This is a genomic window from Gilliamella sp. Choc4-2, from assembly GCF_001690355.1.
Lineage (GTDB): Bacteria > Pseudomonadota > Gammaproteobacteria > Enterobacterales > Orbaceae > Gilliamella > Gilliamella apicola_A.
This window is the reverse complement of the sequence record NZ_LZHG01000004.1, coordinates 153,234-170,679: the sequence shown is the minus strand read 5'-3', so window position 1 is coordinate 170,679 and position 17,446 is coordinate 153,234. Positions and strand designations below refer to the sequence as shown.

Annotated in this window: 17 protein-coding genes; 12 read left to right on the top strand and 5 right to left on the bottom strand. The window is 35.2% G+C overall.

Features of this window, described 5'->3' with window-relative positions; all coding sequences use genetic code 11:
• Positions 1 to 32 precede the first annotated feature (32 nt).
• The 12 genes from A9G34_RS01150 (at position 33) to citG (ending at position 12,283) form a co-directional block, all read left to right on the top strand.
• Positions 33 to 638 (top strand): methionine ABC transporter permease, encoded by a 606-nt coding sequence (locus tag A9G34_RS01150; RefSeq protein ID WP_442902675.1) that lies wholly within the window; start codon positions 33 to 35, stop codon positions 636 to 638.
• A gap of 290 nt (positions 639 to 928) precedes the next feature.
• Positions 929 to 1,744: a phospholipid ABC transporter ATP-binding protein MlaF gene (mlaF, locus tag A9G34_RS01145; RefSeq protein WP_065568621.1), complete on the top strand. Its 816-nt coding sequence runs from the start codon at positions 929 to 931 to the stop codon at positions 1,742 to 1,744.
• Positions 1,744 to 2,523, top strand: coding sequence for a lipid asymmetry maintenance ABC transporter permease subunit MlaE (gene mlaE / locus A9G34_RS01140; RefSeq protein ID WP_141670303.1), 780 nt, complete (start codon positions 1,744 to 1,746; stop codon positions 2,521 to 2,523). The genes mlaF and mlaE overlap by 1 nt, the downstream gene beginning before the upstream one ends.
• Positions 2,524 to 2,533: 10 nt before the next feature.
• Positions 2,534 to 3,106: an outer membrane lipid asymmetry maintenance protein MlaD gene (gene mlaD, locus A9G34_RS01135; protein WP_034944238.1), complete on the top strand. Its 573-nt coding sequence runs from the start codon at positions 2,534 to 2,536 to the stop codon at positions 3,104 to 3,106.
• Positions 3,107 to 3,115: 9 nt separating this feature from the next.
• Positions 3,116 to 3,760: a phospholipid-binding protein MlaC gene (gene mlaC, locus A9G34_RS01130; RefSeq protein WP_034944241.1), complete on the top strand. Its 645-nt coding sequence runs from the start codon at positions 3,116 to 3,118 to the stop codon at positions 3,758 to 3,760.
• 5 nt (positions 3,761 to 3,765) lie between these two features.
• On the top strand, positions 3,766 to 4,038 hold the full coding sequence (locus tag A9G34_RS01125; RefSeq protein ID WP_034944243.1) for an STAS domain-containing protein: 273 nt from the start codon (positions 3,766 to 3,768) through the stop codon (positions 4,036 to 4,038).
• A 90-nt stretch (positions 4,039 to 4,128) separates the two neighbouring features.
• Positions 4,129 to 4,386, top strand: coding sequence for a BolA family protein (locus tag A9G34_RS01120; protein ID WP_034944245.1), 258 nt, complete (start codon positions 4,129 to 4,131; stop codon positions 4,384 to 4,386).
• A gap of 95 nt (positions 4,387 to 4,481) precedes the next feature.
• Positions 4,482 to 6,509: an oligopeptidase A gene (gene prlC / locus A9G34_RS01115; RefSeq protein WP_065568620.1), complete on the top strand. Its 2,028-nt coding sequence runs from the start codon at positions 4,482 to 4,484 to the stop codon at positions 6,507 to 6,509.
• A complete protein-coding gene (locus tag A9G34_RS01110) occupies positions 6,496 to 7,227 on the top strand; it encodes a class I SAM-dependent methyltransferase (protein ID WP_065568619.1) in 732 nt (243 codons plus the stop codon). The genes prlC and A9G34_RS01110 overlap by 14 nt, the downstream gene beginning before the upstream one ends.
• 21 nt (positions 7,228 to 7,248) lie before the next feature.
• Positions 7,249 to 7,938, top strand: coding sequence for a 16S rRNA pseudouridine(516) synthase RsuA (gene rsuA / locus A9G34_RS01105; RefSeq protein ID WP_065568618.1), 690 nt, complete (start codon positions 7,249 to 7,251; stop codon positions 7,936 to 7,938).
• 459 nt (positions 7,939 to 8,397) lie between these two features.
• The gene (locus tag A9G34_RS11025) at positions 8,398 to 11,286 is read left to right on the top strand and encodes a DNA translocase FtsK 4TM domain-containing protein (RefSeq protein ID WP_065568617.1); all 2,889 of its coding nucleotides are present in this window, start codon (positions 8,398 to 8,400) and stop codon (positions 11,284 to 11,286) included.
• Between the two features lie 109 nt (positions 11,287 to 11,395).
• Entirely contained in the window at positions 11,396 to 12,283 is an 888-nt protein-coding gene (gene citG, locus A9G34_RS01095; protein WP_081295229.1) for a triphosphoribosyl-dephospho-CoA synthase CitG, read from the top strand.
• A 178-nt stretch (positions 12,284 to 12,461) separates the two neighbouring features.
• Here the strand turns inward: citG and yfbR are convergent, their stop codons facing one another.
• The 5 genes from yfbR to A9G34_RS01070 all read right to left on the bottom strand — a co-directional run bounded on the left by yfbR (position 12,462) and on the right by A9G34_RS01070 (position 17,446).
• A complete protein-coding gene (yfbR, locus tag A9G34_RS01090) occupies positions 12,462 to 13,055 on the bottom strand; it encodes a 5'-deoxynucleotidase (protein ID WP_065568616.1) in 594 nt (197 codons plus the stop codon).
• An 80-nt stretch (positions 13,056 to 13,135) separates the two neighbouring features.
• On the bottom strand, positions 13,136 to 14,050 hold the full coding sequence (gene lpxC / locus A9G34_RS01085; RefSeq protein ID WP_065568615.1) for a UDP-3-O-acyl-N-acetylglucosamine deacetylase: 915 nt from the start codon (positions 14,048 to 14,050) through the stop codon (positions 13,136 to 13,138).
• 66 nt (positions 14,051 to 14,116) lie between these two features.
• Positions 14,117 to 15,256, bottom strand: coding sequence for a cell division protein FtsZ (ftsZ, locus tag A9G34_RS01080; RefSeq protein WP_034944256.1), 1,140 nt, complete (start codon positions 15,254 to 15,256; stop codon positions 14,117 to 14,119).
• Between the two features lie 81 nt (positions 15,257 to 15,337).
• Complete coding sequence (gene ftsA, locus A9G34_RS01075) at positions 15,338 to 16,591, bottom strand: cell division protein FtsA (RefSeq protein WP_034944257.1); 1,254 nt, start codon at positions 16,589 to 16,591, stop codon at positions 15,338 to 15,340.
• Positions 16,592 to 16,600: 9 nt separating this feature from the next.
• The gene (locus A9G34_RS01070) at positions 16,601 to 17,446 is read right to left on the bottom strand and encodes an FtsQ-type POTRA domain-containing protein (protein WP_065568614.1); all 846 of its coding nucleotides are present in this window, start codon (positions 17,444 to 17,446) and stop codon (positions 16,601 to 16,603) included.

Sequence of the window (17,446 nt, the reverse complement as noted above, 5' to 3'; positions counted from 1 at the left end):
CTGAACAATTTGTTCAAGCATCCTATGACACCATGATTATGGTAGTTTTCTCCTTAATTTTAGGTTCATTAATCGGAATTCCACTTGGTATTTGCTTAGTTACAACAAGACCTTATGGACTATTAGAAAATCGTCGAGTGTTTCGTATTATCAACCCGATTATTAATATAGTTCGCTCATTGCCTTTTATTATTTTATTAGTTGCTATCCAACCTTTAACAAAGGCCATTGTAAATAGCTCTATTGGCACTATAGCAGCAATTGTTCCGTTAACATTTTATGTTGCTCCTTACATTGCTAGATTAGTTGAAAATTCATTACTTGACGTGAATAGTGGTATTATTGAAGCGGCTCAATCAATGGGAGCAACGCCAACACAAATTATTTGGTATTTTATGTTGCCAGAAGCATTTAGTTCTTTAATTTTAACTCTTACAACTGCGACCATAGGTTTAATTGGGGCTACGGCTATGGCTGGTGCCATTGGTGCTGGAGGTATTGGTGATTTAGCTGTGTCATACGGCTATCAACGTTTTGATAATACAGTCACTTATATTTGTGTGGTTATTCTAATTATCTTCATCCAATTGGTACAAAGTACAGGAAACTACTTAGCTCGTAAAGCAAGACACGAATAAAATTACCTATTGGTATCCTACATAAGTCTTCCTTAATATAAAAAGGAAAAGGTGTAGCTCTTTTTGACGGTTACCATAAATAACGTAATTTAGGGTTCTAACTTAAAAACTAAATAAGAAGCAAAATATTTAAAGTTAGTTATATCGTTAAATATAAATATTGGATAAGTTATCAACTTATTGAGCTTGTAAATAATCCATAAATAGACAATATCTTTAATTGATTTCCTTATTGAAAAATATCAAGTAGAATAAAAACAATCGTAATTTTGGTCGTGTAGGAAATCACTGTGACAAACACATTACAGCAAAATTTAGTCGAAATTCACGATATGTCATTTTATCGTGGAACGCGACCTATTTATAAAAATATGAGTTTGAATGTCCCTAAAGGAAAAGTGACAGCAATCATGGGACCTTCAGGTATAGGTAAAACCACACTACTAAGGCTCATTGGTGGACAATTAAAACCGCAGTCAGGAAAAATTTTATTTGATGGTGAAGACATTTCAAATATGTCTCGCGCCCGACTTTATGAAGTACGCAAACGCATGAGCATGTTATTCCAATCGGGGGCTTTATTTACTGATCTAAATGTATTTGATAATGTTGCCTATCCATTACGCGAACACTTCAAATTGCCTGAGCCAATATTGCATAATTTGGTCTTAATGAAATTACAAGCTGTTGGTTTACGAGGTGCCGCAAAAATGATGCCTTCGGAACTTTCAGGTGGTATGGCAAGGCGAGCAGCTTTAGCTCGATCTATTGCGCTTGATCCTGATCTAATTATGTTTGACGAACCTTTTGCGGGGCAAGACCCTATCTCAATGGGAGTTATTGTTAAACTGATATCTGAAATTAACCAATCATTAGGGTTAACCTGCATTGTTGTCAGCCACGATGTAAACGAAGTGTTAAGTATTGCCGATTATGCTTATATTGTTGCTGAGCAACATATTATTGCCGGTGGCACATCGCAACAATTGCGTGATAATGATGATTTACGAGTAAAACAGTTTCTTGACGGCTTGGCAGATGGTCCTGTGCCTTTTCATTATCCTGCTGAAGATTACAAATTAGACCTAAGCAGAGGTACAAAATAATGTTAAATTTACTGGCAAAATTAGGACAATGGATTATTAATATTATTGCGATGATAGGTCGTTCTTGCGTTATGCTTTTTGGGGCATTAATTGGTAAACCACAATTTAAAAAACAGTTTCCTTTACTGATTAAACAATTTTACTTTGTTGGCGTTCAATCCTTAACTATTATTATTGTATCAGGTCTTTTTATTGGCATGGTTTTGGCCTTACAAGGTTATTTTATTCTAACTACCTTTGGGGCCGAAGTAAGTTTAGGGATGATGGTTGCCCTTGCGCTACTTCGTGAGCTAGGTCCTGTTGTTGCAGGGCTACTTTTTGCTGGTCGTGCTGGCTCTGCTTTAACGGCTGAAATCGGTTTAATGAAAGCAACTGAACAATTATCAAGTTTAGAAATGATGGCAGTTGATCCATTAAGACGAATCATTGCGCCACGTTTTTGGGCTGGATTTTTTTGCATGCCGTTTCTAACAGCTATTTTTGTTGCAGTTGGCATTTTAGGTGGTATGTTGGTTGGTGTTGATTGGAAAGGTATTGATTCGGGATTTTTTTGGTCATCAATTCAAAGCAATGTAGATTGGTGGCACGACTTAGGAAACTGTTTTGTTAAAAGCTTTGCATTTGCCATTGCTAGCACTTGGATTGCACTGTTTAACGGTTATGATTGCGTACCAACATCAGAGGGAATTAGCCGAGCAACAACAAATACCGTTGTTTATTCATCATTAGTTATTTTGGGGTTAGATTTTATTTTAACCGCATTAATGTTTAGTCATTGAGGTCATAGAGATGAATCGTAAAGTTGAAATTACCGTTGGATTATTTATGTTGCTAGTTATTTGCTCAGTGCTATTTTTGTGTTTTAAAGTCACCGATCCAACATCATTTGCTAGCCATAGCACTTATCGGGTTTATGCTGTATTTGATAATATAGGAGGTTTAAAAGCACGTTCACCAATAAAAGTTGGTGGTGTGGTTATTGGGCGTATAAGTGATATTACTCTACACTCATCTGAACAAGATATATACAAACCTTATGTGACAATAGATATTGATGCACAATACAACAAAATTCCAAGCTCAAGTTCGCTTTCAATTAAAACATCCGGATTATTAGGCGAACAATTTATTGATATTAACCTTGGATTTGATCGAATGACTGAGTTTGATATTGATTCTGACGGCGTAGCCAACGCCGCTTTGCAAAAAAATAAAATTCCACCTTACTTTGAAGAAGGTTTTGTCATACATAATACTAAACCCGCAATGGTCATCGAAGATTTAATCGGTCAATTTATCTATGGCGTTGGCAACTCAAATAAAGATAAACAACAAGATACACAAAATAAAAATGACGAATAAGGAGTTCACATGTTAACAAAATTGAAACAAACGATTGTGTTAGTATTAGCTTTAGTATTTAGTACGATAGCATTTGCTGAAAATGATCCTTATAAAGAAATGCAAATTTCTGCTGATAAGCTTTTTAGCACTATGAATTCACAATCTGCGACATTAAAATCAAACCCTAACAAACTGAAAGAGATCGTAAGAACTGATTTATTACCTTATGTACAAGTAAAGTATGCTGGCGCATTAATTTTAGGTAATTATTATAAAAGTGCTACAGATGCGCAACGTAAAGCTTATTTCGCTGCTTTTGAAAACTATTTGGTACAAGCTTTTGCTCAAGCATTATCTATGTATAATGGCCAAACTTATCAAGTTGAATCACCAAAAGATTTAACAGGTAAAACGCTTATCTCTATTCGTGTTTTATTAAACCAACCTAATAAAAACCAACAACCATTGCGTATTGATTTCCAATGGCGTAAAAATTCAGTGACTGGCGAATGGAAAGCGTATGATTTAATTGCCGAAGGCGTTAGCATGATCACCACCAAACAAAATGAATGGTCAACTATTTTGCGTCGAGATGGTATTGATGCATTGACTAAACAATTAAATGAACTTTCAAATCGCAATATAGACCCAAACGCTAAACCAAAAGGCTAGTGATAATGTCGCGAATAAAAACAGAAAAACAACAAGAAGTATTGTGTTTACAAGGTGAACTTGATGTTCACTCTTTAAATGATTTATGGTCAACACAAAACTCCATTTTAAATGGTGTAAAATACATTGATGTAGCGCAACTCCCACGGGTTGATTCTTCAGGGCTCGCAACTTTAATTTATTTTTGCAATAAATATCATGTAAAGCTCAAAGGTATTAATCCCCAGCTACAAACATTAATTACCTTATATGATCTACAACCTGTAATTAATACTTAAAAAATGTTAACTTTTATACTAAAACACATGGTTTTTCTGAAAATTTTTGACAAAAGAGTCCTACATTTATATTAATGATGAGCATTACTAATGAATAAACAAGAAATTATAGACAAATTAAAAAGTTCGCTTGAACTTGATGATCTCCATGTTTTAACTGACGATGGAAGTCACTTTCAAGTTATTGCGGTGGGTGAAGTATTTGCCGATTTAAGTCGAGTAAAAAAACAACAAGCAATTTATGCTCCTTTGGCAGAATTTATTAATGATAACCGTATCCATGCGCTTTCTATAAAAACGTATACACCCACTGAATGGCAACGAGAACGCAAATTGATGGGATTATAACCATTTTTAGCATAATAATCCCTTGAATTAATTGTTTTCGCCACCATATTGTGTTTTATCGATAGACAACACCATTTGTATAAAGGTATCGCTACATGACAAATCCATTATTAACAGATGCACCATTACCCCTTTTTTCACAAATTAAACCCGAACATGTTTTGCCTGCTATACAAGAAACTTTAAAAAACTGCAGAAATACCATTGAAACAGTATTAAAGCAAAATAGCCAATATACTTGGGACAATTTAATTCAACCAATTGATGAGATGGATGAAAAGTTTACTCGGGCTTGGTCTCCGGTTAGTCATCTTAATTCAGTTAAAAATAGTCCCGAATTACGTGAAGCTTATGAAGCTTGTCTGCCATTACTATCTGAGTACAGTACATGGGTTGGGCAACATAGACCTTTATATCAAGCTTATAAGCAACTCAAAGAAAGCGAGCAATATGCTACTTTAACCAAAGCACAGAAAAAAGTGGTTGACAATTCATTACGTGATTTTGAATTATCTGGAATTGGCTTACCTGATGACAAACAGAAACGTTATGGTGAAATTGTCGCAAAATTATCCGAATTATCCTCAAAATATAGTAACAATGTGCTAGATGCCACCATGGGATGGTCAAAATTAATTACCGATATCAAAGAACTATCTGGCATGCCTGAAAGTGCGCTTTCTGCCGCAAAAGAACAGGCTAAATTAAAAGATAAAGAGGGTTGGTTACTAACCTTAGATATACCAAGTTATCTTCCCGTCATGACCTACTGTGATAATCGTGATTTACGATTTGAACTTTACCAAGCCTATAATACGCGTGCATCAGATCAAGGACCAAATGCAGGAAAATGGGATAATACTGATATCATTAAGCAAATTTTAGCATTACGTAATGAGCTTGCACAGTTATTAGGCTTTAATACTTATGCTGATAAATCGCTCGCAACAAAAATGGCAAAATCAACTATACAAGTGTTCGAATTTTTAAATGATTTAGCCACAAAAGCTAAACCTCAAGGTGAAAAAGAGTTAGCAGATCTTAAACGTTATGCTTATGAGTTTTTTGGCGCAAGTGACATCAAACCATGGGATATAGCTTATTATAGTGAAAAGCAAAAACAGCATTTGTACGCTATCAACGATGAAGAATTGCGTCCTTATTTCCCTCAACAACGAGTTATTAATGGTTTATTTGAAGTAGTGCATCGCATTTTTGGTATTACAGCCAAAGAGCGACAAGGCGTTGAAGTTTGGGATCCTGAAGTTAAATTTTATGATCTCTTTGCCGCAAATGGTGAGTTAAAAGGTAGTTTCTATCTTGATTTATATGCACGTGAACATAAGCGTGGTGGTGCTTGGATGGATGATTGTATTGGTCGTATGCGTTTTGCTGATGGTCATGTACAAAAACCCGTTGCTTATTTAACTTGTAACTTCAATCGCCCTGTTGGTGATAAACCAGCACTATTTACACACGACGAAGTCACAACCCTTTTCCATGAATTTGGTCATGGTTTACACCACATGTTAACCGAAATTGATACTTCGTCAGTTTCTGGTATTAATGGGGTGCCATGGGATGCTGTTGAATTACCAAGTCAATTTTTAGAAAACTGGTGCTGGCAACCTGAAGCGCTTGCATTCATATCTGGGCATTATCAAACTGGTGAACCGCTACCAACTGATATGTTAGAAAAGATGCTAGATGCTAAAAACTATCAAGCAGCACTATTTATTTTACGCCAATTGGAATTTGGTCTTTTTGACTTTAAATTACATACACAAAAAGATCCTGATATATTAAATACATTGGCTGAAATAAGAAAGCAAGTTGCTGTTGTTCCTACCGTTGAATGGGGAAGATTTCCACACGCATTTAGCCATATCTTTGCTGGTGGTTATGCTGCAGGGTATTATAGCTATTTATGGGCAGAAGTATTATCTGCTGATGCATTTTCACGTTTTGAAGAAGAAGGTATTTTCAACGCTAAAACAGGCAATGCATTTCTTGATAACATCTTGTCACAAGGTGGTAGCGATGAGCCTATGACATTATTTAAAAACTTCCGAGGCCGTGAACCTCAACTTGAAGCATTACTTCGTCATTATGGTATCCACTAATTCTAACTTTGCTCAGCTAAAATTATTAGCTGAGCAGTGGTTATCCACACATGCTGATCTTCCATTCGCTCTTGTTACCCAAAACAATCAACTTGAGTTACAAAAAACTGACGAACCAAAACTAGGGGCAATATGCGTAAACTTTGTTTCTGGAACAATGGCTCATCGTCGCCAATTTGGTGGTGGACGTGGCGAAGCAATTGCTAAAGCAGTAGGTATCAAAGGTGAGTATTTACCTACAGTTCTTGATACCACAGCAGGGCTTGGTCGAGATGCATTTGTTTTAGCATCAATCGGTTGCCATGTCACTATGTTTGAAAGACATCCTGTCGTTGCTGCATTGCTAGAAGATGGCTTGCAGCGTGCCTACAAAGATCCCCAAATCGGTAGTTGGCTTGAGCAACAGTTACGTTTAATTTATCATTCAAGCATTGAGGGATTGAGTACTTACCCTGAAAAACCTGATGTTATTTATCTCGATCCAATGTTTCCACATCGACCAAAAAGTGCACTTGTCAAAAAAGAGATGCGCATTTTTCAACAATTAGTGGGCAGTGATAATGATGCAGATAGCCTATTAGAACCAGCAAGAAAATTAGCAAAAAAACGGGTTGTAGTAAAAAGACCCGATTATGCACCGTTTTTAGCTAATCAAAAACCGACGGTTGAAATTAAAACTAAAAATCACCGTTTTGATATATACACACCTCTAGAGTAATACAAGGATATTGTTTAAATTATGCGATTAGATAAATTTCTCGCTCATCACTTAGGCGCTAGCCGCACTATTGTAACTAAAGAACTCAAGGCTAAAAAGGTGACTGTCGATGGTGAAATTATAAAATCAGGTGCTTATCAATTATCACCAGAGCAGATTGTTCAATATGATGGTTACCAAATTGAGCAAGTTACAGCTCAACGCTATTTCATGCTCAACAAACCACAAGGCTATGTCTGCTCGACTGACGATCCTGACCACCCTACTATACTTTATTTTATTGATGAACCGATGCCTGAAAAATTACATGCAGCAGGTAGACTTGATCTTGATACTACAGGACTTGTTCTGCTTACTGATGATGGTAAGTGGTCACACCGTATTACATCACCCAAACATCATTGCAAAAAAGTCTATGCCGTCACGGTTGAACAGCCATTATGTATTGAACTGATTGATATATTTAAAAATGGTATCCAATTAAAAAATGAGAAATCACTTACCAAACCAGCTGAATTAAATATTATTGATGACTTTCATGCTGAATTGACCATTAGCGAAGGACGATATCATCAAGTTAAACGTATGTTTGCAGCAGTTAATAACCATGTTGTTCAATTGCATCGCAAACAAATAGGTAAGGTAATTGTTGATATCCCAGAAGGAGAATATCGACCGCTAACACAAACAGAGATAGAATCATTTGGTTAACATCTAATAATTTATAACTAAAAAGCAGAACGCTTCGAAATAATATTCGTTTTCTATTGCGAGCTGCTTTAAACTACTTTTATTATCTATATTGATATACACTTTATATAATAAAATTCGATTTTTCGTACGAGCTTAATCGGTATATATTGTGTCGATTTTAGTTTTCTTTCCATACTGCTTCAACAATGCTTGAAAATAGCTCCACTAAATGATCTATAGTAGGTAAAACATTATTATGTAATTTTAGTGCAGTGAAACTTTTTTCAGCATAAAAATGTTAAAAAAAGATAATAACAATATTTTATCTAAAACAACATAATACTTAATATTTTCTTGTTAGCTATTGCATAATAACCCAACAATAAATTTGGTTTTAAGTGGTATTCTCTCTTTGAGCAGAAGCTTTTTATGATAAAATGCCAACAAATTTAATAAAGATAGTATTTAGGTACGTGTTTGAAAAAGCCAAAAATTACAAAAAAGCAGATTATTTTCCAATTTATCCTAATTACAATGGTAGGATTATCTATTTGCTTATTCTTATCACAGTTTTCATACAATACATCAGATCCAGGCTGGTCTCGTACAGCTTGGCACTCGCCAATTAGTAATTTTGGTGGCTACTTAGGTGCTTATGCTAGCGATATTTTTTTTCAATTTTTTGGTTTTATTGCTTATAGCTTACCCTTTATAATTATATTTATATGTTCGCAATTATCAGTACATTTTTATAAACATGCTAATGATCCTGTTAACTATTTCAGCATATCCTTTCGGATTATAGGTGTTTTAGCTTTTATATTTAGTTCTACCGGTTTTTTTTCATTAAATATCCGTGATGCTGAACAATTTGGGGCGGGGGGGTATCTCGGCGCAATAGTAGTTGAAAATCTTTTGCCACTTATGAATAACTTCATTCTGTCACTGGTTTTACTTGGCATTTGTTTAGCATGCGTCACTTTATTAACAGGATTATCATGGATTAATTTAATTGAAAAGTTAGGTGCTTTTGTCATGATATTATTAGCCCCAATCAGGTGGCTACTTTCATCGAAAAAAACGAATCAAACCAATAAAACATCTATAAAAGAAAATGAAGAACAGCGGATCACCATTCCTCTTGAAAAAGAAAATATTGATTCAGAATTATCTACCAATAAAAAAGCAAAGTTTGAAACTACCGCTTATAAAAATGATAATACTTTAAATAATTCGGCTATGATTGATCCTGCTCTTTCTGAAACATCAAGATCAAGTGAAGAAGATAAGGAATTAATCGATACCACAACAGAACTACTTGAATCATGTGAACAATCACCGACACATCAGCCGTTAAACATTAACACAATCAAAAAAGAAATTGATCCTAGTGAAATATTATCTCGCTTAGAATCAATTATTAAAAATATGGATTCGCATAATGTTACGCAAACGCAAGATCAATCATTATCCTCATCTATAGAGCAAATCAAACAAATAATTCAACACAATACATCAGAGGAAAAATCTTTTTCTGAAGAATCTGAAAAATATAAAATTTCTGATGCTCCAAGTAAGTCTTTATTTACGTTGTCACATCACGAATCCGAAATAAAATTAAATAATACGCCAGTACCATTGGAACCAGTTGAAGAAATATCAGCAATAGAAAATGAGTTGCCGTTTATACAAGAAGAAAATATTTTTAATGAGATTATTGAGACAAAAGAAGAACAAGAATACGTTGATACTGAAGCATTAAAAAAAGCAAATCCGGTAATTGACGACATTCAAACTCTATCCTCTTTTGAGTCGGGCAGTGAAGATAGCTTAATTCATCCATTATTAAAACGTGATAATAAACCTTTACCCAAACCAACAACACCGTTACCTTCTTTAAATTTATTAACAGCACCATCTACAACTCGAATTGAAGTAGATCATGCCGTATTAAATACAATGTCTGAGCTTATTGAAAAAAGTTTGTCTGATTATCGTGTTAAAGCTAAAGTAGTTGATTACATGCCTGGACCAGTTATTACACGATTTGAAATCGAACTAGCTCCTGGCATTAAAGCTGCCCGTATTTCAACATTGGATCGAGATTTGGCCCGTTCACTATCTATGCCTTCTGTACGTGTGGTTGAAGTCATTCCAGGAAAACCTTATGTTGGTATTGAATTACCAAATAAAAATCGACAAACTGTCTACTTCAGAGAAGTTTTAGATAGCCCACAATTTAAAAATGCTCAATCACCACTTACTGTTGTATTAGGTAAAGATATAGCAGGTCAATCAGTAGTTGCTGATTTAGCCAAGATGCCACATTTATTAGTTGCTGGTACTACTGGTTCTGGTAAATCGGTTGGTGTAAATGCCATGATCTTAAGCATTTTATATAAATCGCAACCTGAAGATGTCAGGTTTATTATGATTGACCCAAAAATGCTTGAACTCTCTATTTATGAAGGCATACCACACCTGTTAACTCAAGTAGTTACCGATATGAAAGATGCAGCTAACGCCTTAAATTGGTGTGTAAATGAAATGGAACGTCGCTATCGTCTCATGTCGGCATTAGGTGTACGTAATATTGCTGGCTATAACGAAAAGATTAAGCAAGCCGAAGAAATGGGTAGACCTATTCCTGATCCACTTTGGAAACCAACCGATAGCATGGATCTTAATATGCCGACTCTGGAAAAACTTCCATATATTGTCGTCATGGTGGATGAGTTTGCTGATCTAATTATGGCTGTAGGCAAAAAAGTAGAAGAACTAATTGCACGGCTTGCTCAAAAAGCGCGAGCAGCAGGTATTCATCTAGTCCTAGCTACACAGCGCCCATCGGTGGATGTCATTACGGGCTTAATCAAAGCAAATATACCAACTCGTATCGCTTTTACCGTATCAAGTAAAATTGATTCTCGTACTATTTTAGATCAAATGGGAGCAGAATCATTACTTGGTATGGGGGATATGCTTTATTTAGCCCCTAATAGCTCCATTCCAATTCGTGTTCACGGTGCATTTGTACGAGATGAAGAGGTTCACGCTGTAGTACAAGATTGGAAAGCACGCGGAATACCTAAATATATTGAAAATGTCACTGTTTCCTCTGATGATAGTGATAATAGTGGTTCAAATATGCTAGAGGAAGAGCTCGATCCACTTTTCGATCAAGTGGTGGCTTTTGTAGTTGAAACACGAAGAGCTTCTATCTCTAGTGTGCAACGGAAATTTCGTATCGGTTATAATAGAGCAGCTCGAATTGTCGAACAAATGGAAGTTGAAGGAATTATTAGCCCCCCTAGTCATAATGGTAATAGAGAAGTTCTGGCTACACCATCGCATAGCGATTATTGATTTTAATGTATTAAGACTGGCCATTTCTTTTAAACCTATAAATTGGCAATCTTTATATTAAGCATTACTAAAATCTATTATATATCTTACAAATAGGTAACCATTAATAATGAGTGATTATTCACAACAAATAGCATTGTTAGAATTAGAACTCAACAATGATCACAATCGATGTTTGCATGCACAATTAGCGATAAGAGCATTAATAAAAGAGATCTGTTTATCACCCAAGCCTGGATTGGTTGATATGAATAATAGTGGTGCACATAATGATATGGACTTTGAAACTTTTGTGCAAAGCATTAAAGCTATTTGCGTCTGGTTTGAGCGTTTTTATCAATATGGTAAGATATCGGCTCAGTTGAACAATCAACAGTTCTTAGCTGGTATTAGACCTATTGGTATTCAATGCGAGCAAGCTATGTTTAGTGCGACAAATCAAGTAAACACACATAAAGGTGGCATTTTTGCTTTTGGATTATTACTTGGTGCAATTGGTAAATTAGAACAGTTAAACTTGCCAATCAACATTAAAAATATTTGTGGTCAAGTTTCTACTATTTGCCAAGGGATTGTCGCCAATGAGTTAAAAAAAAATAATCGTCCATGCTCTGTTGGAGAAAAATTATTTAAACTTCATCACTTTTCTGGTGCAAGAGGAGAAGCTGAGTCAGGATATGCGACTGTTCGAAATATTTCATTGCCTATCTTTCAAACCATGCAAAAGAGTGGTTATGATGAAAAAACAAGTTTATTGCAAGCACTATTATATCTATTAGCCTATAATCAAGATACTAATTTAGTTTCAAGAGGTGGAATCGATGGTTTAGATTTTGTTCAAAAACAGGCAAAACAACTCATTTTACAAGGTGGTATTACACACCCAAATGGATTACAAAATTTAAATAAGTTTGATAATGAGCTAATAAAGCGCAACCTAAGCCCAGGGGGTTCTGCCGATTTAATTGCAATTACGTGGTTCTTATCTCACTACTAACCAATCAAAATAACAAATAATTACTAACGATTATTTTTTGATTCCATTCAACAATTATTCCTTTTAATAATAGCTTTTTAATTTAGTCAGTTAAAAGATGATGCTTTATTTTCTTAAAAGAGCATCATAATAAATCTAAGGTTAAGAGAGATTATCCAAGAAAATTTTTATCCCCACTCTATTTATCCATTGTTATTTCGTCTAGAGATAAACTAAAACTTGGAACAAATACTTCTAAAAAATAATTCATTTCAGGACTGTTACGCTCTGATAATGTCTTTTTTAAACGCTGTTCTGCTAATTTAAATTCATTATTACCGGCACTTAATTCTTCAATTGTTTTTAGATAAGCACATAATACATCTGCTTGTTTTACTATACTCTTTTCAAACTCACCATAATAATCATCATCAATAAGTGTTCTAAAATCATCTTGTAGTTCTTTTGGAAGCATATTAATTAACTTATTTTGTGCAATTTTTTCAATCTTTTTATATTCAACTGTTATTTGTGGATTGTAATATTTCGTAGGAGTTGGAAGATCGCCAGTAATAACTTCTGATACATCATGATACATTGCTAATAAAGCTACCCTTTCCGGATTTATCTTACCATTAAATCGTTTATTTTTAATAATTGCTAAGGCGTGAGCAACAAAAGCAACTTGAAGGCTATGCTCTGACACATTCTCAGTCCTTACATTGCGCATTAAAGGCCAACGGTTAATCAATTTTAATCGTGATAAATGAGCAAAAAAATGACTATTATTCATGCTAGTTTCTCTTTAACAATAAAATAAAAACGCTCCCATTAGAAATGGAAGCGTTTATAAATAATAATTAATCGAAAAGGTTATGCTAAAACAAGCTGCTGAGTCCCCAATGCAAGAGGAACAGCCTGCTCATCAGTGAATGTCACATACTCCCATGCATCTTGTTTCGCTAATAATGCTTGCAATAATAGATTATTTAGTGCATGCCCAGACTTATAACAAACTACCTCACCGATCATATTATGACCTACCATGTATAAATCACCGATTGTATCGAGCATTTTATGACGCACAAACTCATCTTCAAAACGTAAACCATCTTCATTTAAAACTTTATAATCATCAACAACAATAGCACAATCTAAACTACCACCAAGACACAAACCTTTTGATTGTAATGCTTCAATATCGCGCATAAAACCAAATGTTCTCGCTCTACTTATTTGACGAATAAACGATTCAGATGAAAAATCTAACTGGTAGCGTTGTGAACTGCTATCAATAGCTGGATGATGGAAATCAATAGTAAAATCTAACCTAAATCCACTATAAGGTCTAACTTCGGCCCACTTATCGCCATTTTCAACACGGACAGTTTCTTTAATACGTAAAAATCTTTTAGGTGCATTTTGCTCAATAATACCTGCATCAAACAATAAATATACAAATGGGCTTGCACTTCCATCCATAATTGGAATTTCTGGTGCGTTTACCTCAATAATAATATTATCGATACCAAGCCCAGCTAATGCAGAATTAATATGTTCAACAGTCGAGATTCGAACGTTATCTTCATTCACCAGACAGGTACAAAGCATGGTATCACGCACTGATTTTGCATCAACTGGAAAATCGACGTATGGGTTTAAATCAGTACGTCGATAAATAACACCTGTGTTTTCAGGTGCAGGACGCAACGTCAAAGTAACTTTCTTGCCAGTATGAAGACCAACACCAGTTGCTTGAATTGTCTTTTTTAATGTTCTTTGTTTCACTTGGCACCTACTATTTTTATTTGTTTCTATTGATATAAGACAATAAAAATCCAAATAAGTTCACTCTTAATTCGCTTGCTTACGAATAAAAGCAGGAATATCTAAAATTTTATTTTCTTCAAGAGGTGAAATTGATTGTTCATTCACCACTTTAGCTAATTTCTCTTCTTGTTTTCCCAAAGTATTACTTTGGCCAAATAATGAGTTTTGTTGAATCGGCTTAGTGATTTTTGCTTCTGGGCGTTTATCCATTCCAATACCTGTTGCAACCACCGTTACACGAATTTCATCTGACATATCAGGATCGAAAGTTGTTCCAACGACAACTGTTGCATTATCGGACGCAAAAGCTCTAACAGTACTACCTACGGTTTCAAATTCTTCCAAACCTAAATCTAAACCAGCGGTTACATTAACCAATACACCTCGAGCACCGGATAAATCAATATCTTCAAGTAATGGGCTTGAAATTGCCATTTCAGCTGCTTCTTCAGCTCTATTATCACCACTTGCGCGACCAGACCCCATCATAGCATACCCCATTTCAGACATCACTGTTCTAACATCAGCAAAGTCTACGTTTATATGACCTGGTTTAGTAATCAACTCAGCTATGCCTTGCACCGCACCTTTTAGAACCCCATTTGCAGCAGCAAAAGCGTCAAGTAATTTAACACCGCGACCTAAAACTTTAAGCAATTTATCATTTGGAATAGTAATCAGTGAATCAACGTGTTTTGCTAATTCAGCAATACCTTGTTCAGCGAAAGCCATTCGTTTTTTACCTTCAAAACCAAAAGGTTTTGTGACGACAGCCACCGTTAAAATACCTAATTCTTTTGCTATTTCAGCAACTACAGGAGCTGCACCAGTGCCTGTGCCCCCCCCCATTCCTGCAGCGATGAAAACCATATCCGCACCTTCAATTGCGCTGCGAATAACCTCTCGATCTTCTTCTGCTGAGTTCCTACCCACCTCAGGATTAGCTCCTGCACCAAGTCCTTTAGTAACGTTAGTGCCGATCTGGATAGTTTGACTTACCTTAATTCTTTTTAATGCTTGTGCATCAGTATTTGCTGCAAAAAATTCAACACCTTCAATATGCTCAGCAATCATATGTTCGACAGCATTACCGCCACCACCACCGACACCAATAACTTTAATGACTGCTGCTGGTTCATCATCTGCAACCATAGGCTCAAACATAACTTATCTCCAAATATACAATCTGAGAACATTGTACAGATAGCCGCCAACAATGTCCACGAAGTTCTTGAAATATATTAGCTAAAATTCTTTTTTAAACCAACCGGTCAATCGTTTAGCTATCCCTTTTAATGATGACTTGCTATTATCTTTGCTATCATCATTTAATAAACTTTGTTTTCCGTAATGCAATAATCCTACTGTTGTTGAACAATAAGGCTTTTGTACATAATCGGTTAATCCTGAAATATTCAGTGGTTGTCCAATACGGACTTGATTTTGAAAAACTTTTTCAGCACATTGAACCATCCCTTTTATTTGCGCTGCACCACCAGTTAAAACTATTCCTGCAGCTAATTGATATTTTATATTTTGCTTTTTAAGCTCATCTTGAAGCGTTAATAATTCTTTTTGCACTAATGACAATAATTCTGAATAACGAGGTTCAATAACGTCTGCAAGAGTTTGACGTTGTAATGAACGTGATGGCCTTCCTCCTACACTTGGAACATCAATAACTTCATCTTTACCAATTAAAGAACCAACAGCACAACCATAACGAATTTTAATATTTTCAGCATCCATCGGTGGAGCACCAAATGCATAAGCAATGTCACTAGTAACAACATTACCTGCATAAGGGATTACAACAGAATGACGTAAGGCACCGCCAGTATAAACTGTTACATCCATGGTTCCACCACCGATATCAATAACACATACTCCTAACTCTTTTTCATCATCCGTTAAAACAGCATAACTTGAAGCCAATCCAGAAAAAATAAGTTGATCCACTTTCAAACCGCAACGTTCTACTGCTTTCACAATATTTCTTGCCATATCATTATGACAAGTAATTAAATGCACTTTGGCCTTCATGCGAACACCTGACAAACCTATCGGATTTTTAATTCCTTCTTGTAAATCTATGGAATATTCTTGTGCAATAACATGTAATATACGATGTTCATCTAAAATTCTAACAGATTTCGCAGTATGGACTACATTTTCAACATCTTCAGTAGTGACTTCTTCATCAGCTATCGGTACCATACCTATTTCATTTTGGCAACGAATGTGTTTACCTGAAAGGCTTAAATAAACAGAAGATATCTGACAATCGGCCATTAATTCCGCTTGATCGATTGCTCGCTGAATTGATTTAACTACTGACTCTAAATCATTTACGCCACCTTTATCAACACCTTTAGACGGACAATGACCAACGCCGATAATATTGATAATACCATCGGGGAGAACTTCGCCAACAAGAGCGAGAACTTTAGATGTACCCACTTCTAGTCCAACGACCAATTTTTTTTCAGTTACTTTCATATTTCAGCCTTAATTTATTCCCTTCTGCAGCATTTTTTCTCTCTTTACTGAAATGCCATTCTCATAACGTAAATCAGCGACCGTTATTCTTTCATCTGCTGGTATTCTTAACTGTATTTCAGGAAATAATTTAATAAATTGTTGATAACGTTGTTCAATATTTTCATTACCTAACATCAATTTTAATTCCTGAGCTTCCTCGCAAAAATCACCTATGCATTGTTTCACTATCAATTGCCATGCATTTCTTTCATCCGCTATGGCCGCTTTAATATGCAAAACCAGTTGGTTGCTAGCTAATTTTTTGGAAATATCATTTAATTTGACATAAGTCTCTAATACAGGCTTTGCTTTGCCTTCTGGACCATAAAGCCTTGGTAATTCTAATTCAGAAATACGATCTAGTGGTACGCTAAACACATTTCCATTGTTATCAAGTAAAAATAAATCATTCCAATAAAATGCAGGTTTATATTCTTCTATATATACAATTAATCTATCAGGCCACTGTTTACGTACACTAACCTGTTTAACCCAGGGAAATCTTAGTATTTCTTGTTGTATATCGTTTACATCCTGACCTATATAAGTATTGGGTAACCCCAATCCGAGTATAGCCTCTCTAAGATCATCTTCTGACGTATAAGTATGTTCACCACTTAACGTCAATTGTGATAATACCATCTGCTCTGGATCATCCATCCAATCTTTAACACTTTGAACAATCCAAACACTAATAAAAATAATCATAATAAAGAACAAAAAGCCTATCAGTTGTTCAGTATTACAAAAAATAAGCAGCCGCCTTCTATTTTTATCTTCTCGTCTATGTGCCGCCTGCCTAACTTGTTTCAT